This is a genomic window from Amedibacterium intestinale (assembly GCF_010537335.1).
GTDB classification, from domain to species: Bacteria; Bacillota_I; Bacilli_A; order Erysipelotrichales; family Erysipelotrichaceae; genus Amedibacterium; species Amedibacterium intestinale.
Genome location: NZ_AP019711.1, coordinates 128108 through 152647, shown reverse-complemented (window position 1 = coordinate 152647; position 24540 = coordinate 128108). Strand labels below are relative to the sequence as shown.

The window sequence follows — 24540 nt, the reverse complement described above, 5'->3', positions numbered from 1 at the left end:
AGAGGAGTCTAGTATGAAAACTTATAACCTTGCCATCTTAGGCGGCAGTGGTGCCGTTGGATATGAAATGTTAAAGCTTTTAATAGACAGAAATTTTCCAATAAAAAATCTATATCTTTTCGCCAGCAAAAAAAGTGCTGGCAAAAAGATCACCTACAAAGATAAAAGCTATATCATAAAGGAACTTCACAACAGCAGTTTTAAAGATATTGATATCGTTTTAGGAGCTATAGATGCAAAAATCATGAAGTCCTATCTTCCTGCAATCATGCAAGATGGAGCCATTCTTATTGACAACAGTTCTGCTTTTCGTATGGAAAAAGGGATTCCTCTTGTGATACCCGAAATAAATCCACAAGACATTTATACTCATAAAGGAATTATCTCTAATCCAAATTGTGCAACCATCATTGCTTTAACAGCTTTATACCCTCTTCATCAACATGCCCATATCAAGCGTATGATCGTATCCACTTATCAGGCAGTAAGCGGTGCTGGGGAAAAAGGAATCAACGAATTAAAAGAACAGATACAAGGCAGCTTTGCTCATCAGGTTTTCCCCTACCCAATCGCATTTAACCTGATCCCGCAAATCGGAGATTTTGAACAAAACGATTACACCAGCGAAGAAATGAAAATGCAAAACGAAGGCAGAAAAATTCTTCATCAAAACGATTTATCTATAAGCTGTACGTGTGTACGAGTTCCCGTATACCGTTCGCATAGCCTTTCTATTTACGTAGAGTTTGAAAAAGAAATTGATGTTTCTACTGCTAAAAATTTATTAGCAGATGCAAAAGGTGTAATCTTGCTTGATGACAACACCCAATATCCAATGCCGCTTTATTCCAGTGAAAAGGATGATGTTTATGTTGGAAGAATACGACAAGATTTGAAAAACAAAAATCATGCGTTACACCTTTGGTGCTGTGGCGATCAGCTTAGAAAAGGTGCCGCATTAAACGCTGTACAGATTGCAGAATTGCTTATCAAAAATCATGTATAACAAAAAAGAGCCAAAGCTCTTTTTATTATATTCTTGCTACTCCACTTTTTATTGCCGCTTCTTTTACAGCTTCAGCAACTGCTTTTGCCACTCGTTTATCCAATGCGCTTGGAATAATATAATCTGCTTTTAATTCATCTTCTGAAATCAAAGAAGCAATCCCATACGCTGCAGCAATTTTCATCTCTTCATTGATATCACTGGCACGAACTTCTAAAGCACCTTTAAAAATACCTGGGAAAGCCAAAACATTATTAATCTGGTTAGGGAAATCACTTCTACCTGTACCAACAACAACGGCACCTGCATGCAGCGCTAAATCTGGCATAATTTCCGGTGTAGGATTTGCCATCGTAAATACAATTGCTCCCTTATGCATAGAAGCTACCATCTCTTCCGATACAATATTAGGTGCAGATACCCCAATAAATACATCCGCATCTTTCATAGCATCTGCCAAGGTCCCTTCTTTTTCACATCCAGTAATATCCACAATTTCTCTTTGCCCACTTGTCAGATTGTTATTATGAATATTTAAAATACCAGCTTTATCTACCAGTGTGATATTTCCAAACTTCATATCCAGCAGCAGTTTGGCAATTGCTACACCAGCACTTCCTGCTCCATTGATGACAATATCCACAGTTCCCATTTCTTTATGTACAACTTTTAATGCATTCAACAATGCACTAGCAACTACGATTGCTGTACCATGCTGATCATCATGAAATACAGGAATATCACAAACTTCTTTTAATTTTTTCTCTATTTCAAAACAGCGTGGAGCTGCAATATCTTCCAAATTAATTCCGCCAAAACTTCCCGCAAGCAAAGAAATCGTTCTCACAATTTCTCCAACATCTTTGCTTCGAATACATAAAGGAATTGCATCCACTCCTCCAAATTCTTTGAATAAGACACATTTTCCTTCCATGACGGGCATACCAGCTTCTGGTCCAATATCACCTAAACCTAATACAGCACTGCCATCGGTAATTACCGCAACACAATTCCCTCTTCCTGTTAACTCATAACTCTTATTAGGATTTTTCTGAATTTCCAAACATGGTGCAGCAACACCCGGTGTATAAGCAGTACTTAAATCATCTCTTGTTTCTATTTTTACTTTTGAAACAACTTCCAGTTTCCCTTTCAGCTGTTCATGCATTTCCATTGCTTTTTTTGCATAGTCCATATCTCTCTACTCCTTTTGTTCTTTTTTATTTTATCACGTTTTCTATTCGTGTAAAAGCATACAAAGTCATCTATATATAATATAGAGAAAATTTACTATACGTTAAATTTCTAAAAGAAAAGTTAAATATAATGCAATTGTATATCTACACATACCCTTTATAATATAAATATAGAAAACAAAAAGGAGAACGATATATGAAAATGCATGAAATCATAAAAAAGCGAAGACTTGAAAAAAATCTCACACAGGAACAAATAGCACAATTTCTTGGAGTTAGTACTCCTGCTGTCAACAAATGGGAAAAGGGAACTTCATTTCCAGATATCACCCTTCTTCCTCCTCTGGCAAGACTTTTAGATACCGATTTAAATACGTTATTATCGTTTCAAGAGGATTTAAGCGAACAGGAAGTTGCCCTTTTCATGAATCATGTATCTGAATTATATGATAATGAAGGTTTTCATAATGCATATACATGTGCAATGAAGAAAGTAAAAGAATTCCCTTCCTGTGATCTTCTTATTCTTTCCTGCGCAACACTTTTACAAGGCATGTATATGATGGAGAAACCAAAACCAGAAAAAGAAATACTAGAGACAATCGAGTCTTTATATGAACGTGTACTGCATTCCAGCAACATTTCTATTCAGCAGCAGGCACGCTCCATGCTAATTTCCAAATATATCAATCAGAAAGATTATGAAAAAGCAGAACAAATGCTGCAAATGATTCCGGATAAACAACCTGTAGATAAAAAACAGAAACAAATACAATTATACATGGCAAAAGGAAACTATGAAAAAGCACAGAAGATCACACAGGAAAACTTATTAATGCAAGCAAACGAAATACAGACTACGCTGTTAACTCTTTTGGATATCGCCATTAAAACAAAGCAGGAAGAAGATAGCTTTTATATCGCAGAGGTTGCGAAAAAGAATGCAGAAGTACTGGACTTATGGGAGTATATTTCCTATCTTCCACTCTTTCAGCTATACACCGCTTATAAAAAACCTATGAAATGTATGCAGGTTTTAATTCCCATGTTGAAATCTTTCACACATGTTAAAGATATCAGCACCTCTCCATTGTATCGTATGATAGAAGTGAAAAAACAGGATTCAACTTTTGCAAAAAAAATGCAAAAAACAATTCTGCAATCCATAAAAGACGATGAAGAAACTGCCTTTTTAAAAAACAACAAAGATTTTCAGACTTTATTAAAACAGTATTCTAGTGAAGAAGACAATTAAATCTTTGCAGGTTATCTATATAAAAATAAGTTTTATAGACACTTGCATAAAAAGGGAATTTCAAAAAACGTTGACAAATGATAATTCTTTTTGTTATGATTTTGCAGTGGGAATGAAGTTCTCCCTTAGTTGTATAAACTAAAACCGCTAATGTTAGCTGATGACTTCTGCCTTTTTTTGACGCAGAAATTATCAGCTTTTTTTGCGTCTTAATCAATGAAACAGGAGGATGAATTTTATGCTGATCAGTATTTCGATGATTTTATTGATGGGAATGTTTATGGGATGGATATGTAAAAAGATCCACTTGCCTAGTTTAATGGGAATGCTTTTAACAGGAATCATTCTTGGCCCATATTCTCTTAATATGATTGATGATTCTATTTTAAACATATCTTCAGATTTGCGACGCATCGCACTCATCATCATTTTAACAAGAGCAGGTCTTTCTTTAGATGTAAATGATTTAAAAAAAGTAGGACGTCCTGCCATACTCATGTGTTTTGTTCCTGCCTGCTTTGAAATGTTGGGAATGGTTTTATTAGCACCCAAATTATTAGGAATTTCGATTTTGGATGCAGCCATCATGGGAGCCGTTGTTGCGGCTGTTTCTCCAGCAGTCATTGTCCCTAAAATGTTGAAACTCATGGAAGAAGGATATGGAGTAAATCATAGTATTCCACAGCTCATACTTGCTGGTGCCTCTGTTGATGATGTATTTGTCATCGTAATGTTTAGCGCATTTACAGGATTGGCACAGGGAAATGATATATCTATTAGAAGTTTTGTGAATATTCCTCTTTCGATTGTTTCAGGAATTCTTATAGGGCTGCTTATTGGAACAATTCTTGCAATTTATTTTAAAAAGATTCATATAAGAGACACTTCAAAAGTAATCATCCTTTTATGCATATCTTTTCTTTTGGTTACATTTGAAGATAAATTTTCCAGTATTATTCCCTTTGCTTCTTTGATTGCCATCATGGCAATCGGAATCGCTTTGCAAAAGAAACGTGATATCGTAGCCCATCGATTGTCTGTGAAATTTAACAAACTATGGGTTGTTGCCGAAATCGTATTGTTTGTCTTAGTTGGCGCTACGCTGGATATAAAATATGCCGTAAGTGCAGGTGTTTTATCGATCATTTTAATCTTAGGTGTCCTTGTATTTCGAATGCTTGGCGTATGTTTATGCTTATTAAAAACAAAACTTACATTAAAAGAAAGAATGTTCTGCATGATTGCTTATACCCCAAAAGCAACTGTACAGGCAGCTATCGGAGGTGTCCCCCTGGCAATGGGGTTATCTTGCGGAAATATAGTATTAACAGTAGCAGTAACTGCAATTTTAATAACAGCTCCTTTTGGTGCACTGTGCATAGATATTGCTTATAAAAAATTATTGTCCAAAAGCGATGAACCAAGTGTAACACATACTATATAGTAAAAAACAAGCAGCACAGAATTTTGCTTCTTATGAAGTGCAGCCAGTGACAAGTGCTGCTTTTTATATTATCAATTCTTATTTTTCTAGTGAATCATGTAATCATCACTTTCTATTATGGCGTTTTTTTCACTGCTTAGAAAAAAGCAATGCAGCATTTAGAGTTCCTGCATTGCTTAATATCCAATTTATTTTAAAACCTCTCTTACATAAACTGTATATGCGACAGATTGTAATGTATTACATATTAGCACGACCTCTGATGCAGATACATTTTCACTTGGAATATGCTGTATTTCTTCACACTTGAAAATAGAGGACAAACAATTTTCCAATTCTGTACAGAAATAATTATACGCAAGTTCCTGTGGACATTTTTCTATCTGTACTTGTATCAGAGTACTGATTTCTTCTAATGAATATACAGACTTCAAAATACACACCACAATCAGATAGGCAACATGTTCTTTTGTATAACGCTTTCTCACAGGCGCATGTACAATTCCATGTTTTACATAGTTATTGATCATCGTACTTGTAATCTTCTTTCCCTGTTTCTCTGTTGTAAATGGGGTAAGATATCCATTCAGCAAAGTAACTAGCTGATCCATATATAAATCCATTTGAGGAAGTTCTTCCCAGCGCGGACAATGGAAATCTTCAAAAATACTTTTCTTATCCATATTTTCACCTGCTTTCCTAATACCTATTGTTTGAAACCTTATATCAGTGTAATTTCATTCACAAAATTCGTTTCAAACAGTTTTTTCACTTCTTCTCTATCTGTTGTTTTACCAAGTGCCCACATAAGTTTTGCAAGTGCTGCCTCACTTGTCATATCCCATGCCGGAATAACGCCCTGCTGCAAAACTTTCTGTCCTGTTTGATAAATCGTAAAATCACTGTGTTCATATAAACATTGACTGCATGCTACAACACTGATTCCCTGTTTTGCCATTTCTTCCAGTTTTGATACTAAATCTCTTCTTTCAAAATGCATGCCGCCAGCACCAAATGCTTCAATAACAATTCCTTTATATCCCATATAAGAAAGCATATCAAAGATTTCTGGATTTAATCCCGGTGTAAGCTTTAATAAGAAAACTTTCTTACATAAAGTATCCGCTAAATGAAACTCTTTTTTAGAACGAATTAATAAATCTTCATGAAATTCCATACCTTTCGCATTTAAAATAGCTGCAGGTTCTACATTTACACTTTCAAATGCATTTAAATTCATTGTGCGCACTTTTACCGCTCTAGTTCCTAATATTAACTGACGATTAAAACATACATATACACCTTTCAAGCCATCCTGAAGTGCTGCTGCAAAAGAGCAGCGAATATTGTCTACTCCATCACTTAAAGGATGTTCAAGGGGAAGCTGAGATCCTGTCATAATAACTGGAACAGGCAAGTTCTCTAACATAAAAGATAAAGCACTTGCTGTATACGCCAATGTATCTGTTCCATGAGTAACGACAATCCCATCATAATCTTTTATAGCTTTTGCAATTCTTCTCGCAATCAAGATCCATTCTTCAGGCTGTACATTGCTGCTGTCTAAATGCAATAAATCTTCACATTCAACCAATGCCTCTTGCTGATGAGTACCCAAATACCCTAATAACTCTGAACTTGTCAAAGAAGGAACCAAACCCTCTTCACTTTCACTAGAGGCAATCGTACCTCCAGTTGTTAAAAATAAGATTTTTTTCATAACTTGCCTCCTGTCATTTATAAGGTATTCCTATTATAACGAATTCGTAAAATAAAAAAAATAATTTTTTATATTTTTTTAAAAAATATGTTGACAGTATGATAAGTCGATGGTATTATATACAGGCACCAAGCGAAAAGCTGGTGAAATAAATAAGTGGCGCGTTGGAGAAACGGTTAACTCACATGCCTTTCACGCATGCATTCACGGGTTCGAATCCCGTACGCGTCACCATTGCCTAAATAGCTCAGTAGGTAGAGCATCCGGCTGTTAACCGGCAGGTCACAGGTTCGAGTCCTGTTTTAGGCGCCATTTAATAAATCAGAGTCTTTAAATAAAGACTCTTTTTTTGTGCATGAAAATAGACATAACTGTTTTACATAGTAAATTCTTTAATTTTATCACCAAAGCTTATCAATTCATTATAATGTTTATGAGGAATATAGGTAAGTTGTGCTTCATCTTTTTCATTTACTACATGATATTCATATTCACTTACAGTAAAAGAAATCGTTCCATCCTTTGTTTCAAACACAAGTTCATATAATTCTTTAGGAATTGGAATACCTTTTCCAGAAGCTAAATCCTCAAATGTCTGTTGATTCTTTTTAATAAGTTTCGCATTGGTGGATATTTTTTCTCCTTTCGCTTTCATGATGAATACCTCCTGTTTTATCTAGTTTTATTATAGCACTTTTCATCTATAGAAAACCAAAATAATCTAATATTCCAAGATAAATTCCATAGGAAAAGCCATACAGACAGCACTTTAATTTATCTGCATCTTCAACATTGGTAAGATATGCCAATTCCACCAAAATCGCTGGCATTTGCGTTCTTCTAAGCACATACAAAGAAGGATTAACACGTACAAGATTATCCTTTGTCCCTGCCACTTCTACCATAGATCGTAAAACTTTTTGTGCTAAATCATATGCAATACTATCTCTTTCATAAACATAGACTTCACTCCCATTGATTTGCGGATTTTCATTCGCATTTGCATGTATGCTAATAAAATAGTCCGCAGGCCACTCATTCGCCATTTCTACTCTTTCACGTAAACTGCCTGGAGTATCATTTCCTAATACAGTATCTGGATAGGGACGTGATACCATAACTTCAAAACGCGGATCTACGCGCAAAAAACCTGCCAAATAAATACCTGCCCAATAGGTCACTTCACTTTCTACTAATCCATTTGCACTTGCCCCAGCATTGATATTTCCAGGATTATGTCCCTGGTCTACAAAAATTTTTATTGCCATTTTCTCTCCCCTTCTTCTTATACTATGTAATTTTCTTCATAAATTTACAGTTTTTTAACATATCAGGCATTGGCATATTCTTTTTTTTATGTATAATAAGATTATTATGAAAGGCGGTATAAGAATATGATCATGAACCTTATTCGTGGTTTCTGTATGGCACTTGCGGACAGTGTTCCCGGTGTATCTGGAGGAACCGTTGCATTTCTTCTTGGTTTTTATGATAAATTTATTTCTTCCATCGATGATTTAATATCTGGAAACATGCAGAAAAAGAAAGAAGCATTGATATTTCTGATGAAACTTGGTATTGGATGGGTTATCGGATTTGTGAGTGCTGTTAGTGTACTGGCTAGTATCTTTGATACAAAAATTTATGAAATCAGCTCTTTGTTTATGGGATTTATCCTATTTGCGATTCCTCTTGTCATCAAGGAAGAGAAAAAAAGCATGATTTTTAAACCTTCCACAATTGCGGCAGGTATTGCAGGTGTTGCGATTGTTGCGCTAATTACGTATTTCAATCCTATGAGTGGACAAGGGACTTCCATTAATCTTTCCGTATTAAATATCGGTTTGATTATCTATGTATTTATTGCGGCAATGTTTGCGATCAGTGCCATGGTACTTCCAGGTATCAGCGGTTCTACCTTACTCTTGATTTTTGGATTATATGTTCCTATTATCAGTGCTGTAAAAAGTGTAATTACTTTTGATTTTGCTTACTTACCAATATTAATCGTATTTGCTTTGGGTATTTTAACCGGTGCTGCCAGTGTTGTTCGCATCATCAAATGGGCATTGGATAAACATCGTCCTATTATGATTTTTTTGATTATCGGTATGATGATTGGTTCTTTCTATGCAATTATCATGGGACCAATGACATTAGAAACGCCAAAAGATCCATTAAGTTTTGAAACTTTCAGTATTCTATGGTTTGTCATTGGCGGAGTTATTATTTATGGGTTGCAGCTATTGAAAAAATTCAGTGAAAAGAAAGCTTAAGAAACATTTAAAAAGTGCCAAATGGCACTTTTTTTATAGTATTTTCTATGATTTTGTTTTTTCCATATATAAGGTTTTGATGATATCTACACATCCATCTATACCAATTAAAGAACTATTTAAGCACATATCATAATTTGTCATTTCCCCAAATTTCTTACCTGTATAATGTTCATAGTAGGAAGCTCGCTGTTTATCTGTTTTCTCAATTTTATCCAACGCTTTTCCTTTTGCTTCTTTATACACATGTTCTATACGCTGTTTTCGCTCATCAAGATCGGCGTAAATAAAGACCTTGATTACATTTTTTCTTCCCTTTAACACAAAGTCAGCACATCGTCCAACAATTACACAAGGTCCTTTCTTCACAAGATTTCGTATCACATTTGCCTGATGCAGAAAGATTTTATCATTTAAAGAGAAGTTTTGAACACCACTGCTTAAATCATACTGCAAGCTGCCATATCCCTCATTGTCTCCATGATCAAATAATTCTTTATCGATATCACTTGATGATGCTGCCATTTCAATAATTTCATGATCATAAAACTCAATATTTAAAGATTGTGCAAGTTTTCTGGCAACTTGTCTTCCTCCACTGCCATGTTGTCGAGAAATTGTAATCACAGGATAGGCAGTATCGGAAACAGAAACAATTTCTCCTCCCTGCATTTCCCCAGACCATTCAAATCCTTTTTTCGCCATGATGACCGCAATAATTTCATTAATGACAGCTGCTGCCGCAATCGTTCCCTGTACGATTTGTGCACATTCTGGGGCAGGTGCTGCCAAAACAGAAACTGCAATTCCTGTAAACACTAAAGAAACTCCGGAATGCGGCAACAATGTAAATCCCAAATATTTTTTTACGGTTACTGGTGCCTTGGTAATAGAAGAGCCAAAATAGGCACCAAAATATTTCCCACAAGCTCTTGCGATAATATAAATTGCGGTAAACAATCCTGCTCCTGCAATCAAATGATAGTCTAACGGCGCTCCAAGATTTAAGATGACAACAATCATTGCCACACCCAAAACAGGATTAAAACCATGCATAATTTGTTCCAAGCGTTTCTCGGAAACCATATTTGCAAATGTTGCAGAGAATGCCATACCAATCAGCATGAAATTCAGAATTGGCTTTGGAAGAACATAATTATTAAAGATAAAGCCAACCGCAGATGCCACAAGAATCATAATAAGCAAAGTTATCAAGGTTGCCTTTGTATCTTTCTCTTTCTTTAATACGATTCCTGCCAGCAAACCAACTACAACACCAATCACCAAAGGTAAAATAACAACCAGCGCAATCATGTAAGCTGGAAGATCTCCTGCAGATAAATTTCCCGCAACAATGGCAATCGTTGTAAAGAATACAATGCAGCCAACAATATCGTCCAGGGCAGCCATTGGTATCAGCGTATTTGTTACTGGTCCTTCCGTTTTAAATTCACGCACAATGGATAAAGCTGGGGCAGGTGCTGTAGCCAAAGCAATTCCACCAAAGACAAAAGCAAGATAGAAAGGAATATCAGACATATAAAAGACAACACCAAACACGAAAGATACAAACAAGAAAGTACCAAGAGACTGTGTTAAAGTTGTAATGATAATTGATTTTCCTGATTTTTTTATCTTATTCCATACAAGTTCTGTACCAATCATCAAACCTACACCACATTCCAAAATATGGACACTGTTCTCATACCATGCCGCATCTAAAATATCCTGATTCACCAATGCGAATGCATGTGGACCTAAAAGCATACCTGCAATCAGCCATCCTAAAATAGAAGGAAGCTTTACTTTAGAAACAAGTTTTCCAACAAATACCGCCACAACAATAGCAATCAACAGCCGTAATAAAGACACTATCATACACTATCTCTCCTTTGCTATTCCATAAAGCATGAAATCAATCCATTGCGGAATCATGCTTTCATGCTGTTCTATAATGTTTTCTAAATCATCACAGTTTGATGAATGTTTTCTGAAATACTCATTATATGCACTCTGACAAACATCCAGATACATAAGCGCATCCTCCTTGGAAACTCTTAATTCCAGATGTTTTAAGTATTCCCAATATACCTTCGCATTAAATGCATTCAAATCTTTTTTTACTTCATTTACTTTTTCAAGCAAATGATTGGGAGTATGAAGAATTGAATGAAAAAACAATCCTCTTAACTTGGGATGTTCTTTAAAAAACTGCATTCGAACTTCCATCAATCCTTTGATATCCATATCGTTTTTCAGCGTATTTACATAATCTGTATAGTATTGCAGAAGCGTATCGTAACATACCTTTACACAAGATAGATATAATTCATCTTTATCTTTGAAATAATGATAAATAATCCCTTTCGAGATATTCCCTATCTTACAAACATGATTTAGCGATGCTTCTTCATATCCATGTTCATTAAACTCATAAATCGCACTTTCAATAATCTTTTCTTTCATTCGCTTTGTTTGTTCTTTTCTTTCCAAATAAGCCACCTTCTAAATTATTGACCAACTGGTCTATTTCATTGTATGCTTTATTGACCATTTGGTCAATAATATTTTCTGTAATTCTTTATTTTATTTGTGTTATACTAAAAAATGCTTGTTATATACCATGCATCAGGAGAATAAATAATGGAAAAAGTTTTTGTTGTTTTTGCGGATACAGAGAAAAAAGAAGAGGAAGAACTAGAGTTTCTAGAGCTTGTAAAAGCCTGCGATTTTCAAATTGAAGCTATCTTCTCACAGCTTTTAAAGTCCATTACATTAAAAACCTATATCGGCAGTGGAAAATGTCTTGAAATACAGGAAGCCTTACAGGATAGCGATATATCATATATTATTTTTCATCAGGACTTAACACCTTTACAAATACGCAATCTGGAAGCACTCTTTCATGTACCTGTCATGGATCGAAGTGAATTGATTCTTGCGATATTTTCAAGACGTGCCAAATCCCCTGCTGCCAAACTGCAAATTGAAAGTGCACAGCTAAAAAAGATGCTGCCTAGATTAATTGGTTCTAATACCCAGCTATCAAGACAGGGAGGCAGCGGCTTCAACAAAGGTTCTGGAGAAAAGCAATTGGAACTGGATCGAAGAAGAATTAAATCGCGTATCAGTGAAGTGGACAGAGAATTAAAAAAACTTGCGACACAGCGAAAAACACAGCGCAAGGCAAGAGAGAAAAATGCACTTCCTTTAGTTGCTCTTGTAGGATATACAAATGCAGGAAAATCTACGATTTTAAATCGTGTTCTTACACACTGCAAAGGAAAAGAAGAAAAAAAGGTATTAGAGAAAGACATGCTGTTTGCGACATTGGATACCTCTATTCGTCAAATCCAGCTTCCTCACGGACATTCTTTTTTACTAAGTGATACGGTTGGCTTTATATCCCATTTGCCACATGAATTGATCAAAGCCTTTCATTCCACATTAGAAGAAGTCCGCTATGCAGATTTGCTGTTACAGGTAGTGGATGCTTCCAGCAAACAGCACAATCAGCATATCGACATTACCATGGATACTTTGCGTCAAATTGGTGCTGCTGATATTCCAATGCTTATTATCTACAACAAATGCGATAAAACTTCGTATACACACCCGCAAATACAGAATCATCATTTGTATCTATGCGCAAAAGATGATAAAGAAGTTGATTACCTGATTCAAAAAATTACAGAAACCTTATTCCCTGAGAAAAAAGTAGAAATGTTTCTGCCTTATACACAATATAACATCTATTCTTATTTAAAAGAACATGCCCATATTCTAAAAGAAAAACAGGAAGAGGAAGGAATCTCCATCTGCCTGTATATCAATGATCGTATCTATAAGAAATATAAAGATTTTATTCAAAAAGTATTTCCCGAATAACTCAATATAAATAACGTTTTCTTAAAAACTCTAGTTTATCCTGATCAATACCATACTCTTTAAACAGGTAGGTATTAAAATCAGGATATCTTTTTTTAATTTCATCCATACTAGCCTGTAAACATTCTTCATGTACCATCATCAAGTATAAAACCTGCTCTTTTAATGCACCTGCTTTTACACCTATCTGTTTATTTTCCTTCGCACGATAAAAATTGCTGGCAAGATAATCCTGCATGATGGTTTTCTCATCTACCCCAAGTGTTTTTAAGATTAGATAAGAAGCCACCCCTGTTCGATCTTTTCCTGCACTGCAATGAAACAACAAAGGCACTTTTTCTTCCAGAAGCAAAGAAAACATCTTCTTATAGGCATTATTATGAAAAGGAAGCTGTTTATAGATTTTTAATAAATAGGATGTTAATTCTTCTGGTTTCACTTGTCCTAAAAGCGATTGAAAATCAAAATTACCCTGTAACTCTCCGATTTCTTTGATTGCCCCAATTGGATAATACTCCCATCCAAGCTGTGCATCTTTTAAATGTTCCATTTCCCCATGACTTCTAAAATCCAGTACAGATTGAATATTTAACTGTTTTATATAGGAAAGCCCTTCTTCATCGCTGACAATTGCCCCACTTCGATAAAAGCAGTTATATCGTACCTGTTTATGATCTTGGGTTTCATATCCCCCAATATCTCGAAAATTTAAAATATGTGTATTTTCCAGCAATGGATTTGCATAGTATCGAGTATTTCCATCTTCTTCTATACGATACACAAAACGATCGTTATCCTCTATACTCCATTGCCCGCTACCTTCAAACAATGGATGTGTATCCTGTTCCTTATAAATTTGATACTTCTTTTCTGAATGAAAAATTATGTTTTTATTCTCCTGTCTAATTTTCATACGTTTTCCCTCTTTTCTAATAAGCAAAATACATCGGATAACTTTTCGATAACATCACTTGGAAGCATGCTTGTACAAGACATACTTTCTTTTAACAGATCTGCTGCTTTCGCATGTACATATACCCCACATATTGCACTTGTTTTCATATCTTTGCCTTGTCCATATAAGCCTGCACATATTCCACACAGCACATCGCCACTTCCCCCTTTCGCAAGTCCATGATTGCCTATGACATTAAGAAAGAAATCTTTCTGATACGCAATCATGGTCTTTGCATCTTTAGCGATGATACATACATTGGGATATGTTTCACAGAAAGCAGCAAGAATTTGTTCACGATGAATTTTTATTTCTTCTAATGGATAGGCACTTAGATAGGAAAGTTCTTTGGGATGTGGTGTTAACAGGACTGCAGCATCTCTGTGTAAAAGATGTTTATAATCTTTTAGAAGATATAAGGCATCACCATCAATAATACAGGGAAGATGACTAAAAAGAACGGTTTCCAGCAGTTTTCTTGCCCCGATACCTCTTCCAATTCCATTTCCTATGACTACAAACTCAAACTGTGACAGTTCCTTTTCTAAAAGAGATGTAGCCTCAAGGGAAAAATAGCCTTCTTCATTACAAGGAGCAGGAATCAGCATTGCCTCATCCAGCTTCATGGATATTATTTCACGTATGCAGGAAGGTACAAATAAAGTCAAGGTACCAATACCGCTTCGAAGCGCTGCTTTGGCACATAAAGTAATTGCCCCATGCATGCGTGCGCTTCCTCCAATCATCAAACATTTTCCATAAGTCCCTTTATGAGAATCCTCTTTTCTTTTTGGTAATATTTCTGAAATAAAACGCTCTTCTAGTATTTGCATGCAAACACCTTCTTTCTATCCTTATTATAAATCAAAACAATCATAATTTTTATATCTTTTCTATTTGTGAATTTTTTCTCATTTTTTACATTCTACTTCTTGTCGTGTTTTTCACATTGCGTTATAATGATATAGATTATATTAGGAAACATCCTACATGAGAGGTGCAGGAAATGAAAAAAACAATTGTATTGGGTGTTACCGGTGGCATTGCGGCATTTAAAGCTGCACAGCTTACCAGCAACCTCATAAAAAAAGGATATGACGTAGAAGTAATCATGACAAAGAATGCAACAGAATTCATTGCCCCTTTGACATTTGAATCTCTTACAAAACACAATGTCATGGTTTCTACTTTTGAAAAAGTGGCAGATCGAAGTGTAAAACATGTATCCATTGCCAAACGTGCAGATATTTTTGTCATTGTACCGGCAACAGCCAATGTCATCGCAAAAATCGTACATGGGCTTGCGGATGATATGTTAACAACAACTTTCCTTGCGGCAACATGCCCAAAAGTCATCTGTCCGGCAATGAATACAAATATGTATGAAAACCCCATCACGCAAAACAATTTGAAGTTATGCAAAGAGTTTGGATTTGAAATTATCGACTCTGCCGATGGATATTTAGCGTGTGGAGACAGCGGAAAAGGAAAACTGCAGGATATTGCGCTTATTGAAGAGCGTATAGAAGATATTTTACATGCATCTTCGGAATTAAAAGGAAAACATGTACTTGTCAGTGCAGGACCTACACAGGAAGCGATGGATCCGGTTCGCTTTATCTCCAATCATTCTTCCGGGAAAATGGGATATGCGATTGCCAGAGCAGCTGCCAATATGGGCGCAGAAGTCACACTGGTAAGTGGTCCGGTTTCTTTATCTACCCCTTATGGTGTAAACAAGATTTCTATCACAAGTGCAAATGAAATGAGTCAGGCAATCAAAGAACATATGGAAGAAGCAGACTTTATTATTAAGGCCGCAGCCGTTGGCGATTATCGTGTAGAACATATTTCCAATGAAAAAATCAAAAAACAGGGAGATATCTTAGAATTGACATTGCATAAAAACGAAGATATTCTTGCCTATATCGGTGCCCACAAAAAGCCACAGCAGGTATTATGCGGATTTGCGATGGAAACCGAAAATCTAGTAGAAAATGCAGAGGAAAAACGGAAAAAGAAAAACTGCGATATGATCGTAGCCAACAACCTGAAAACAGAAGGTGCCGGTTTTCAAGGCGATACCAATGTAGCTGTTTTATTACAGGAAAATGGAACAGAAGAACTTGGTTTAATGAGCAAATATGAACTTGGAAAAACCATATTGTTGAGAATGCTGGAAATACAAGAAAACAGGAAAGGAACATCTGTCTCATGTTAATGGTCATTGATATAGGAAACACAAATATCACCGTTGGTATTTATAAAGGAGATAAACTGATTGGAAACTATCGTCTGACTACCAAGATGAAGCGAACAAGTGACGAATATGGCTTTATGATCATGAACTTTTTGACATCCTCCAAAGTATCTTATGATCAAATCAAAGATGTCATCATTTCCAGTGTCGTTCCCAAAATCATGCACTCCTTTTTAAACGGGATTCGCAAATACATGCATAAAGAACCTATCGTCGTAGGTCCCGGTATTAAAACTGGAATCTCTGTTAAAGCAGAAAATCCAAAAGCTGTAGGATCTGATCGTATCGTTGATGCGGCAGGTGCCTTTTATGAATATGGAGGTCCCTGCCTTGTTGTTGACTTTGGCACAATGACAACGTTTGATTATGTCGATGAAAAAGGCAACTTTGAATTTGGAGTGATTACCCTTGGCATTGAAACCGGAGCACAGGCCATGTGGTCACAGGCTGCCAAGCTTCCAGAAATCGAAATCAAAAAACCAAAAACCATTCTGACAAAAAATACCCCTACCAGTATGCAGGCAGGACTTGTGTATGGCTATATTGGACAAAGCGAATACATCATTCGTAAATTTCAGGAAGAATTAAATGTAAAAATGCGTGTTATCGCGACTGGCGGATTAGGAAAAATCATTTATAAAAATACCGATTATATTGATGTATATGATCGTGATTTAACATTTAAAGGTTTAAAACATATTTACGAAAAATACAATTCCAGCAAATAAGAGGTACGTAAACGTAAGCGTATCTCTTTTTCTATTGACAGCAGCAAATAGTTGATATATCATCTAATTAGTTGATATATCAATCATTAAGGAGGAAATATGGATCACACAAAGCGTAAGATAACAAAGATAGCACGTGAAGTAAATAAATTTACGGTACGCACTTTAAAACGTGAGGGAATCGGAAGTTCTGAACTGGATTTTATTCATATGGTACGTAAAAATCCCGGTATTACGCAGGGGGAAGTATGTAGAAAACTCGGTATTGATAAAGGGGCCGGGGCAAGATTGGTTTCCAATATTGAAACAAAGGGCTATTTGATTCGAAAGCCAAATCCACAAGATAAGCGAAGTCAGCTTTTATATGCCAGCGAAAAAGCGAATCATTTAAAAAACTCAAAAGCACACATCGAAACCATATTTTATGAATGGTTATGTGAAGGCTTTAGTGAAGAAGAAAACAAACAGTTTGCATCTTTGCTGGATATTGTATATCAGCGTTGCAAAGAAGAATCCAAAAATGATTTTCAAACAATATCAAAAAGAATAAAGGAGTAAGACCATGAAAGAAAAGAAAACATCGCACTTATCAAAAGCAATGCTGTTTATTTTGCTGTTTGGAATTGTCAGCTTATTTTCTGATATGACACATGAAGGTGCATCCAGTATTCGCGGAGCCTATCTTTCTTTGCTTGGGGCATCTGCCGGCATGATTGGTTTTATATCCGGTTTCGGTGAACTTATTGGTTATTCCATGCGTTATATTTTTGGAAAAATTACTGATAAAACCAAAAAATACTGGCCAATGACCATTCTTGGATATCTATTGGATATTCTTGCGGTACCAGCTTTGGCACTTGTTGGGGAACATGGGTGGATCATGGCTTCTATTTTACTTGTTATTCAAAGAATGGGAAAAGCCATTAAAAAACCAGCCAAAGATACCATCATGTCTTTTGCGGCATCACAGGAAGGTTCTGGAAAAAGTTTTGGTATTCAGGAATTACTTGATCAAATTGGCGCTTTCTTAGGACCGGTATTATTGTACTTAGTTATGTTATTTAAAACTACAGGCACTGTTTTTGAAAAATATGCTACCTGTTTTGCGATTCTTGCGATTCCTGGATTTCTTACCATTCTTTTGCTGTTTTTTACCAAACACAAATTTCCAAACCCAGAACATTTCGAACCAGAGCCAAAAGAATATATTCCTTTCAAAATGAAGAAAGAATTCATCTTTTATATTGCAGGCATCAGTTTGTTTGCATTTGGATTTATTGATTACTCTATCATTATTATGCATGTATCAAAAACATTTGGAAGTCTTGCCAGTGGTCTAGCAGAAACCACTTCCCTTGTAAACAGTGGAACATTGCCATTGCTGTATGCAGGTGCCATGATCATAGATGCTGTGGCAGCTCTTGTCTTTGGTTATTTATACGATAAAAAAGGAACAAAGATTTTAGTATTATCCACCTTGATTTCTGCACCATTTGCTATTTTTATCTTTGCTTTCCATTCCACTTCTTCCCTTTTGTTTGGCATTGCGTTATGGGGCATCGGCATGGGAGCACAGGAATCTATTTTAAAAGCCGCTGTTACCAATATGGTTCCTAAAACAAGTCGTGCCAGCGGTTATGGAATTTTTGAATGCAGCTTTGGTATCTTCTGGTTTTTAGGAAGCTGGCTGTTAGGTGTTTTATACGATGTAAACATCTATGCTATGATTTTTGTTTCCGTATTTGCCCAGCTTGCTGCTATTCCTTTCTACATCTCATCATCTAAACAAACAAGATAAATTTATGGGAAAAGGCAATCGCTTTTTCTCTTTTTCTTTTCATTTCCCTTCCTGTTTTTTACCACTTACCCTGTATTTTTTACCACTTGCGTATAAGCAATTTACATTCTGTTTTAAATATGATTAGATATAGCCATGGGAAAGGAGTCGTTATGAAAATCAAAATTGAACTTGATGAGCAATTGCAGGAAGGAGAAATCATTATACGTGCGAACTCCTTAAACCAAAAGGTTTTGGATATTCAAAAGACACTGTATGATCTATCAAAATACCAGCAGACAATCGTATTTTATCAAGGTGATCGCTCGTATTATCTGCCACTGGAAGACATTTTATTTTTTGAAACGGATGGGAAAGAAATCCTTGCGCATACAATCGATCAGATGTATACCATTAAATATCGCTTATATGAACTGGAAGAAATACTTCCCGGCTATTTCATGCGGGTATCAAAATCTACGATTTTAAACATAAAGCGTATTTATTCCCTAACACGATCGTTACCTTCCAATTGCAGTGTACAGTTTCAAAACACACATAAACAAGTCTATGTTTCAAGATATTATTATAAACCGCTAAAAAGCAGGTTAGAAGAAAAGAGGTAAATTATATGAAAAAACAAAGATGGTTCTGGGGATTCTTTTTTATCCTCAGCGGTATATTAATTATCGTCAGCAAATTAAATCTTATCCCTATAGAAATCAGTGCATGGAGTTTATTCTTTACAATTTTCTTTGTCGCAACAACAATCCAGAGCATTCTCCATAAAAATGTATTTGGAACCTTGTTTTCCCTTGCCTTTCTGGCAATCATTTACGCAAAACCTTTAGGTATACAAGCCATTACCCCATGGACACTTCTTGCGACAACTTTATTGATCAGCATTGGTATTAGTATGGTATATCGTCCTAAAAAAAACATCTATAAAAACTGCAGCAAGAAAGCAGAAAGTTTATATGGAAACACCAATATGCAATATGAACAATCTAATGATGGATTTTATAAGATGCATACAAATCTTAATTCAAGTACCCGCTATATCCATACCGATGACTTTAAAGGAGCAGATATACGATGTCGCTTAGGTTCTATGAAAATCTATTTTGATCAGGCAAACATACAGGGAAATCATGCCGATATTTATCTGGATATTGAATTATCCAGTGTCGAATTATTTTTCCCAAAAACATGGAAAATAGAAAAAAATTTTAATCAGTCTATGTCTGGCTGCAATGAAGATGAGCTTTTCTCTAATGAAACCACCATTATTGAAGCTACGGTTACCTTGCATGGCAGTCTTACAACATCAGGATTAGATATTCATTATATCTAAAAAGGATTCCTGCTTTCCACTAGAGGATCGCATGGAATCCTTTTCTTATATCTATAATCTTCTCTCAAAGTTACCGCTCACACGCATTCCTTCACTTAAAATAACAAAAGCATGCGGATCTTGAGCTTCCACAATTCTTCTGATTTGATCTTCTTCATATTTATTGATTACCGTCAACAATATATAAGTATCTGTATTTGTATAAGCGCCTGCACCTTTCCAATACGTTACCCCTCTTCCCATTTCTTTCATGATAACTTTTTGTATTTCTTTATTTTTTGTAAAGATCATTGCGGTCATATTGATGTTTTGAAAATGCATTTTATCAAGCATCAAAGAAAAAGAAAGCATAAAGATAATTGAGTAAACTGCCGTTTGCACATTAAATAAAACTGCACAAAACAAATATACGATCACATTGATTATTAAAGAAAGTTTTCCAACAGAAAACTTTTCACTTTTTTTTGTCATATAAACACCGAGTATATCAAGTCCACCGCCACTTCCAGAACTGCGCAAAACCATCCCGATACCAAATCCGCCAATGACTCCCGCTACGACACAGGATGTAAGCACATCTTCAATGATAGGAGTATTGGGAACCATGATAAATGTTAATGCTGCCGTTTGAACTATGACATTTACCAGTGTTTTTACAAAAAAGGAATGAGAAATACTTCGATAGGCCAGAACAAATAAAGGAATATTGATCAAAAAATTTAAGATACCTGCAATATCGATTTGATGTGGGAATGGAATATGCATATAGTCAACCAAAATCGTTCGTAAGACCTGTGCAATCCCAACAACTCCACAACTATACAAATCCAGGGGTACAATAAATAAATTAACAGCTGCCGCAAACAGGATTCCTCCTGTAATGACCCAAAAATACTGTCTAATTTCTTGTTTCATTTTCAATTGTTTCATCAATAAAATCCCCCTTTATAAAACTTTTATATTATACCATATTCTCAAACACATTTTCTATTTTCTAGAAATGAAAAACACCCATTTCCTGCTGACTTTCATCAAAATATAAAGTAAACGATTTCAATTTTTCATATATAGAATATTCATAAAAATAACAAAATCCATATATTGACCGGTGGTCACAAAAGGAGTAAACTTACTATGGTATAAGGATGTGACATCATGGAAGAATTAAGTAAACAAAGCAGAATCTTGCACTCTGCCATCGCACTTTTTTCAAAATATGGTATTGAAGATACCAGTGTAAATGATATTGTGAAATATGCACAGGTAGCCAAGGGGACGTTTTATACATATTATAAGGATAAAAATGAACTGATTTTTATTATTCTTTGTAAGAAGTATGGAACCATGTTAAATGAGATTTTACAGGAATCTCATCAAATTTCGCTGGATGAGAAGCGATCCTGGAAACTTGTATTTGTAGAAAAGCTTGCAGATTTTTACAAGCAGCAGCCACAAATCTTAAAAATGGTACACAATCATGCCTCATGCTTAATAAAAACAAAAGAAAGGCGAAATCAGATTTTTTCGTATCTGCCTTCTCTTTCTGAGTTTCTTTCCTTGTTTAAAAAAGAGAATGAGGATATAGAACAAACATTAAAAAGAGTGCTTTTGTTATTAGAAATAACAAATACTGTATGTTATAACGCTTTGTTTTACCAGCATCCAGATACAATTGAAAATATTCTTCCTGAGTTAACAAAAATTATTTGTTACGCATAGCATTATACAAAAAGAAAAGAGAGATATATATGACATATAAACTAGGAATTGATGTAGGTTCTACTACTTTAAAAGCTGTCTTGCTGAATGATGTAGACGAAATTATATACAAAAGTTATGAACGTCATAAATCAAAAGTAAGAGAAATGAGTGTTGCGAAACTAAAAGAACTAGAACCTTATTTAAAAGGACATGATATTGCTTTGGCAATTACAGGAAGTGCAGGACTTGGAATCGCAAACGATGCGCAGTTTCCTTTTGTACAGGAAGTTTTCGCAACCGCACAGGCAGTACGCCAGTATTATCCAAGAACCGATGTTGTTGTAGAGCTTGGAGGAGAGGATGCGAAAATCATTTTCTTAAAAGGGGCTTTAGAAGAAAGAATGAATTCTACCTGTGCAGGTGGTACAGGTGCTTTCATTGACCAGATGGCTTCCTTATTAAATGTAGATCTGGAAACGATGGATAAGCTTTCCCTGCAATATACAACATTGTATCCGATTGCTTCTCGATGTGGAGTATTTGCGAAAAGTGATGTGCAGCCCCTCATCAATCAGGGAGTAGAAAAAAGCAACTTAGCTGCCAGTATATTTCAAGCTGTTGTCGATCAAAGTATTGCAGGACTTGCCCAGGGAAGAAACATAGAAGGAAATGTCTTGTTTCTTGGAGGACCGCTTCACTTCTTAAAAGGATTGCAGAATCGCTTTAAAGAAACCTTGCATTTAAGTGAAGAAGAAGCAAACTTCCCTGCTTTGGCTCCTTACTTTGTAGCCCTTGGCAGTGCTGTTTATGCAAGCGGAGAAACAAAAACCTATACGTATGAGGAAGCTTTACATAAAATGGAGCAGATGGCAAATATCGAAGTAAAAACAGATGGATTAGCTCCTTTATTCAAAGATGAAAAAGAGTATGAAGAATTTATAAAGCGTCATGGAAATGCAAAAGTTGCACGAAGTGATATTCATACGTATCAAGGAAATGCCTATTTAGGAATCGATTCTGGAAGTACAACGACAAAACTTGCGCTTATTGATGAACACGATAACATCTTATATGAAAGTTATGCCAGCAATCAGGGAAATCCCATTGACGTCATCAAAAAGGAACTCTTGAAAATTTATGATTTGATGGAAGATCGTATTCATATCGTTCACAGTGCGGTTACCGGTTATGGGGAAGAATTAATGAAACACGCTTTTCATCTCGATGTTGGAATTGTAGAAACCATCGCCCATTATACAGCTGCCAAGCATTTTAATCCAAATGTAGATTTTATCATTGATATTGGCGGACAGGATATGAAGTGTTTCCGTATCAAAGATAATTCCATTGATGATATTTTATTAAATGAAGCATGTTCCAGTGGATGTGGAAGTTTTATTGAAACTTTCGCTAAAAGCATGGAATATGATGTAAAAGAATTTGCGAAAATGGGACTAAACGCAAAACATCCTGTTGATTTAGGTACAAGATGTACCGTATTTATGAATTCATCTGTAAAACAGGCACAGAAAAATGGGGCAAGTATTGAAGATATTTCAGCTGGACTATGCATTAGTGTTGTGAAAAACGCATTATATAAAGTAATTCGTGCCAAAAATGCAGATGAGATTGGCAAAGAAATCGTTGTGCAGGGAGGAACCTTTCTAAATGATACAGTTTTAAGAAGCTTTGAAATGGAACTTGGAAGAAATGTTATTCGACCTGGTATTGCACATTTAATGGGAGCATATGGAGCTGCTCTTATCGCAAAACATAAAAACAAAACATCTTCTTCTATTTTAACAAAACAGCAATTGCAAGCCTTTGCCCATACTTCCAAAGCAATAAACTGTGGTTTATGTACAAATCACTGTAACTTAACCGTAAATACCTTTGATGATGGAAGCCGTCATATTGCCGGAAATAAATGTGAGCGTCCAGTTAGCGGTAAGGTAAACAAGGAAAAACTTCCTAATTTATATGATGATAAATATGAACGTTTACGCAATCTAAAAAGTATTCCGGGAAAACGTGGCAAAATCGGAATTCCTCTTGTTTTAAATATGTATGATACTTTACCTTTCTGGCATAGTTTCTTTACAAACCTTGGATTTGAAGTTGTATTAAGTGATCATTCTACAAAGGCTTTATATGCGAAAGGACAGCATACCATTCCAAGTGATACCGTTTGTTATCCGGCAAAACTGGTACATGGTCATATTCAATCTTTAATAGATAAAGGTATGCAGACGATCTTTTACCCATGCATGACATATAACGTAAAAGAAGAAATGAGCGACAATCATTTTAATTGTCCAGTTGTTGCCTATTATCCAGAAGTTATAGAAGGAAATATGAATTTAGAAGATATAACATTCTTATATCCATATATATATTTAGAAGATCCTGCTGTTCTAATAAAACAGATGAAAGAAGTGTTTCATGCTCACAATATAAAAATTGATGAAGATGAAATTCTTGCGGCAAGCAAACATGCTTACGAAGAATATGAAAACTTTAAAAACCAGATTTACAAAAAAGGACAGGAAGCAATCGCATTCGCAAAAGAACATCAACGTAAATGCATCGTACTGGCTGGACGACCATACCATGTGGATCCACAAATCAACCATGGAATTCATCGTTTATTAAACAACTTAGGATTTGTTGTTCTTAGTGAAGACTGTATTCCTAAACAGCCGCAAAGACCAAGCATCCATGTTTTAAACCAATGGACATTCCATGCTCGCATGTATAATGCTGCACAATTTGTCTGTTCACAAAAAAATATGGAAATGATTCAATTGGTAAGTTTTGGATGTGGAATTGATGCGATTACTACAGATGAGGTAAAAGACATTCTTCGCTCACACAACAAATTATATACACAGATAAAAATCGATGAAGTTGACAATTTAGGGGCTGTAAAAATTCGCTGTCGTTCTTTACAGGCCGCAATGGAAGAAAGAGAGGGATAACT

23 protein-coding genes, 2 tRNA genes and 1 riboswitch are annotated in these 24540 nt (G+C 35.5%); of the genes, 15 read left to right on the top strand and 10 right to left on the bottom strand.

Annotated elements, in window-relative coordinates; translation table 11 throughout:
• Nucleotides 1-13: 13 nt before the first annotated feature.
• On the top strand, nucleotides 14-1006 hold the full coding sequence (locus tag A9CBEGH2_RS00660; RefSeq protein WP_118278052.1) for an aspartate-semialdehyde dehydrogenase: 993 nt from the start codon (nucleotides 14-16) through the stop codon (nucleotides 1004-1006).
• A gap of 25 nt (nucleotides 1007-1031) precedes the next feature.
• Here A9CBEGH2_RS00660 and A9CBEGH2_RS00655 read toward each other — a convergent pair whose 3' ends face one another.
• The gene (locus A9CBEGH2_RS00655) at nucleotides 1032-2201 is read right to left on the bottom strand and encodes an NAD(P)-dependent malic enzyme (protein WP_118278003.1); all 1170 of its coding nucleotides are present in this window, start codon (nucleotides 2199-2201) and stop codon (nucleotides 1032-1034) included.
• Between the two features lie 197 nt (nucleotides 2202-2398).
• On the opposite strand from A9CBEGH2_RS00655, the gene A9CBEGH2_RS00650 reads away from it, so the two are divergent.
• Both A9CBEGH2_RS00650 and A9CBEGH2_RS00645 read left to right on the top strand, forming a co-directional pair.
• Nucleotides 2399-3457, top strand: a complete 1059-nt coding sequence (locus tag A9CBEGH2_RS00650) for a helix-turn-helix transcriptional regulator (protein ID WP_118278002.1) — start codon at nucleotides 2399-2401, stop codon at nucleotides 3455-3457.
• A 99-nt stretch (nucleotides 3458-3556) separates the two neighbouring features.
• Nucleotides 3557-3634: riboswitch (Fluoride riboswitch) on the top strand.
• 61 nt (nucleotides 3635-3695) lie between these two features.
• Nucleotides 3696-4901, top strand: coding sequence for a cation:proton antiporter (locus A9CBEGH2_RS00645; RefSeq protein WP_118278001.1), 1206 nt, complete (start codon nucleotides 3696-3698; stop codon nucleotides 4899-4901).
• Nucleotides 4902-5089: 188 nt separating this feature from the next.
• On the opposite strand, the gene A9CBEGH2_RS00640 is transcribed toward A9CBEGH2_RS00645, so the two are convergent.
• Nucleotides 5090-5584, bottom strand: a complete 495-nt coding sequence (locus A9CBEGH2_RS00640; protein WP_118318222.1) for a DUF1836 domain-containing protein — start codon at nucleotides 5582-5584, stop codon at nucleotides 5090-5092.
• Between the two features lie 38 nt (nucleotides 5585-5622).
• Nucleotides 5623-6621 (bottom strand): asparaginase, encoded by a 999-nt coding sequence (locus tag A9CBEGH2_RS00635; protein ID WP_115715521.1) that lies wholly within the window; start codon nucleotides 6619-6621, stop codon nucleotides 5623-5625.
• A 158-nt stretch (nucleotides 6622-6779) separates the two neighbouring features.
• Between A9CBEGH2_RS00635 and A9CBEGH2_RS00630 the strand changes: the two genes are divergently transcribed.
• Nucleotides 6780-6855: transfer RNA gene (locus A9CBEGH2_RS00630), tRNA-Glu, on the top strand.
• 2 nt (nucleotides 6856-6857) lie between these two features.
• A tRNA-Asn gene (locus tag A9CBEGH2_RS00625) sits at nucleotides 6858-6933 on the top strand.
• A gap of 64 nt (nucleotides 6934-6997) precedes the next feature.
• Here A9CBEGH2_RS00625 and A9CBEGH2_RS00620 read toward each other — a convergent pair.
• Nucleotides 6998-7276 (bottom strand): DUF2500 domain-containing protein, encoded by a 279-nt coding sequence (locus A9CBEGH2_RS00620; RefSeq protein WP_115715522.1) that lies wholly within the window; start codon nucleotides 7274-7276, stop codon nucleotides 6998-7000.
• 46 nt (nucleotides 7277-7322) lie between these two features.
• On the bottom strand, nucleotides 7323-7889 hold the full coding sequence (locus A9CBEGH2_RS00615) for an N-acetylmuramoyl-L-alanine amidase family protein (RefSeq protein ID WP_115715523.1): 567 nt from the start codon (nucleotides 7887-7889) through the stop codon (nucleotides 7323-7325).
• A gap of 126 nt (nucleotides 7890-8015) precedes the next feature.
• Here A9CBEGH2_RS00615 and A9CBEGH2_RS00610 point away from each other — a divergent pair, with 126 nt between their 5' ends.
• Nucleotides 8016-8897 (top strand): DUF368 domain-containing protein, encoded by an 882-nt coding sequence (locus tag A9CBEGH2_RS00610; protein ID WP_115715524.1) that lies wholly within the window; start codon nucleotides 8016-8018, stop codon nucleotides 8895-8897.
• 45 nt (nucleotides 8898-8942) lie between these two features.
• Here A9CBEGH2_RS00610 and A9CBEGH2_RS00605 read toward each other — a convergent pair whose 3' ends face one another.
• Together A9CBEGH2_RS00605 and A9CBEGH2_RS00600 are read right to left on the bottom strand one after the other, a co-directional pair.
• On the bottom strand, nucleotides 8943-10775 hold the full coding sequence (locus tag A9CBEGH2_RS00605; RefSeq protein WP_118361649.1) for a cytidylate kinase family protein: 1833 nt from the start codon (nucleotides 10773-10775) through the stop codon (nucleotides 8943-8945).
• Nucleotides 10776-10778: 3 nt separating this feature from the next.
• Nucleotides 10779-11390 (bottom strand): TetR/AcrR family transcriptional regulator, encoded by a 612-nt coding sequence (locus A9CBEGH2_RS00600; protein ID WP_118277055.1) that lies wholly within the window; start codon nucleotides 11388-11390, stop codon nucleotides 10779-10781.
• 150 nt (nucleotides 11391-11540) lie between these two features.
• Between A9CBEGH2_RS00600 and hflX the strand changes: the two genes are divergently transcribed.
• Nucleotides 11541-12785, top strand: coding sequence for a GTPase HflX (hflX, locus tag A9CBEGH2_RS00595; protein WP_115715527.1), 1245 nt, complete (start codon nucleotides 11541-11543; stop codon nucleotides 12783-12785).
• Nucleotide 12786: 1 nt separating this feature from the next.
• Here the strand turns inward: hflX and A9CBEGH2_RS00590 are convergent, their stop codons facing one another.
• Together A9CBEGH2_RS00590 and A9CBEGH2_RS00585 are read right to left on the bottom strand one after the other, a co-directional pair.
• Nucleotides 12787-13698 carry a tyrosine-protein phosphatase gene (locus tag A9CBEGH2_RS00590; protein ID WP_115715528.1) on the bottom strand — a complete coding sequence of 304 codons (912 nt, stop codon included), beginning with the start codon at nucleotides 13696-13698 and terminating at the stop codon, nucleotides 12787-12789.
• Complete coding sequence (locus A9CBEGH2_RS00585) at nucleotides 13695-14573, bottom strand: NAD(P)H-hydrate dehydratase (RefSeq protein WP_118277056.1); 879 nt, start codon at nucleotides 14571-14573, stop codon at nucleotides 13695-13697. The genes A9CBEGH2_RS00590 and A9CBEGH2_RS00585 overlap by 4 nt, the downstream gene beginning before the upstream one ends.
• A gap of 173 nt (nucleotides 14574-14746) precedes the next feature.
• Between A9CBEGH2_RS00585 and coaBC the strand changes: the two genes are divergently transcribed.
• The 6 genes from coaBC to A9CBEGH2_RS00555 all read left to right on the top strand — a co-directional run bounded on the left by coaBC (nucleotide 14747) and on the right by A9CBEGH2_RS00555 (nucleotide 19859).
• The gene (coaBC, locus tag A9CBEGH2_RS00580) at nucleotides 14747-15961 is read left to right on the top strand and encodes a bifunctional phosphopantothenoylcysteine decarboxylase/phosphopantothenate--cysteine ligase CoaBC (RefSeq protein ID WP_115715530.1); all 1215 of its coding nucleotides are present in this window, start codon (nucleotides 14747-14749) and stop codon (nucleotides 15959-15961) included.
• Nucleotides 15955-16728 carry a type III pantothenate kinase gene (locus A9CBEGH2_RS00575; protein WP_115715531.1) on the top strand — a complete coding sequence of 258 codons (774 nt, stop codon included), beginning with the start codon at nucleotides 15955-15957 and terminating at the stop codon, nucleotides 16726-16728. The genes coaBC and A9CBEGH2_RS00575 overlap by 7 nt, the downstream gene beginning before the upstream one ends.
• Nucleotides 16729-16827: 99 nt before the next feature.
• Nucleotides 16828-17286: a MarR family winged helix-turn-helix transcriptional regulator gene (locus A9CBEGH2_RS00570; RefSeq protein WP_118277057.1), complete on the top strand. Its 459-nt coding sequence runs from the start codon at nucleotides 16828-16830 to the stop codon at nucleotides 17284-17286.
• A gap of 4 nt (nucleotides 17287-17290) precedes the next feature.
• On the top strand, nucleotides 17291-18526 hold the full coding sequence (locus tag A9CBEGH2_RS00565; RefSeq protein ID WP_118277058.1) for an MFS transporter: 1236 nt from the start codon (nucleotides 17291-17293) through the stop codon (nucleotides 18524-18526).
• 152 nt (nucleotides 18527-18678) lie between these two features.
• A complete protein-coding gene (locus A9CBEGH2_RS00560) occupies nucleotides 18679-19131 on the top strand; it encodes a LytTR family DNA-binding domain-containing protein (protein ID WP_118277059.1) in 453 nt (150 codons plus the stop codon).
• A gap of 5 nt (nucleotides 19132-19136) precedes the next feature.
• Entirely contained in the window at nucleotides 19137-19859 is a 723-nt protein-coding gene (locus A9CBEGH2_RS00555) for a LiaF transmembrane domain-containing protein (RefSeq protein ID WP_118361659.1), read from the top strand.
• A gap of 51 nt (nucleotides 19860-19910) precedes the next feature.
• Here A9CBEGH2_RS00555 and A9CBEGH2_RS00550 read toward each other — a convergent pair whose 3' ends face one another.
• Complete coding sequence (locus A9CBEGH2_RS00550; protein ID WP_332066353.1) at nucleotides 19911-20789, bottom strand: YitT family protein; 879 nt, start codon at nucleotides 20787-20789, stop codon at nucleotides 19911-19913.
• 225 nt (nucleotides 20790-21014) lie between these two features.
• On the opposite strand from A9CBEGH2_RS00550, the gene A9CBEGH2_RS00545 reads away from it, so the two are divergent.
• Entirely contained in the window at nucleotides 21015-21578 is a 564-nt protein-coding gene (locus A9CBEGH2_RS00545) for a TetR/AcrR family transcriptional regulator (protein ID WP_118361661.1), read from the top strand.
• Between the two features lie 29 nt (nucleotides 21579-21607).
• Complete coding sequence (locus tag A9CBEGH2_RS00540) at nucleotides 21608-24538, top strand: acyl-CoA dehydratase activase-related protein (protein ID WP_163104127.1); 2931 nt, start codon at nucleotides 21608-21610, stop codon at nucleotides 24536-24538.
• The last annotated feature ends 2 nt before the right edge of the window (nucleotides 24539-24540 follow it).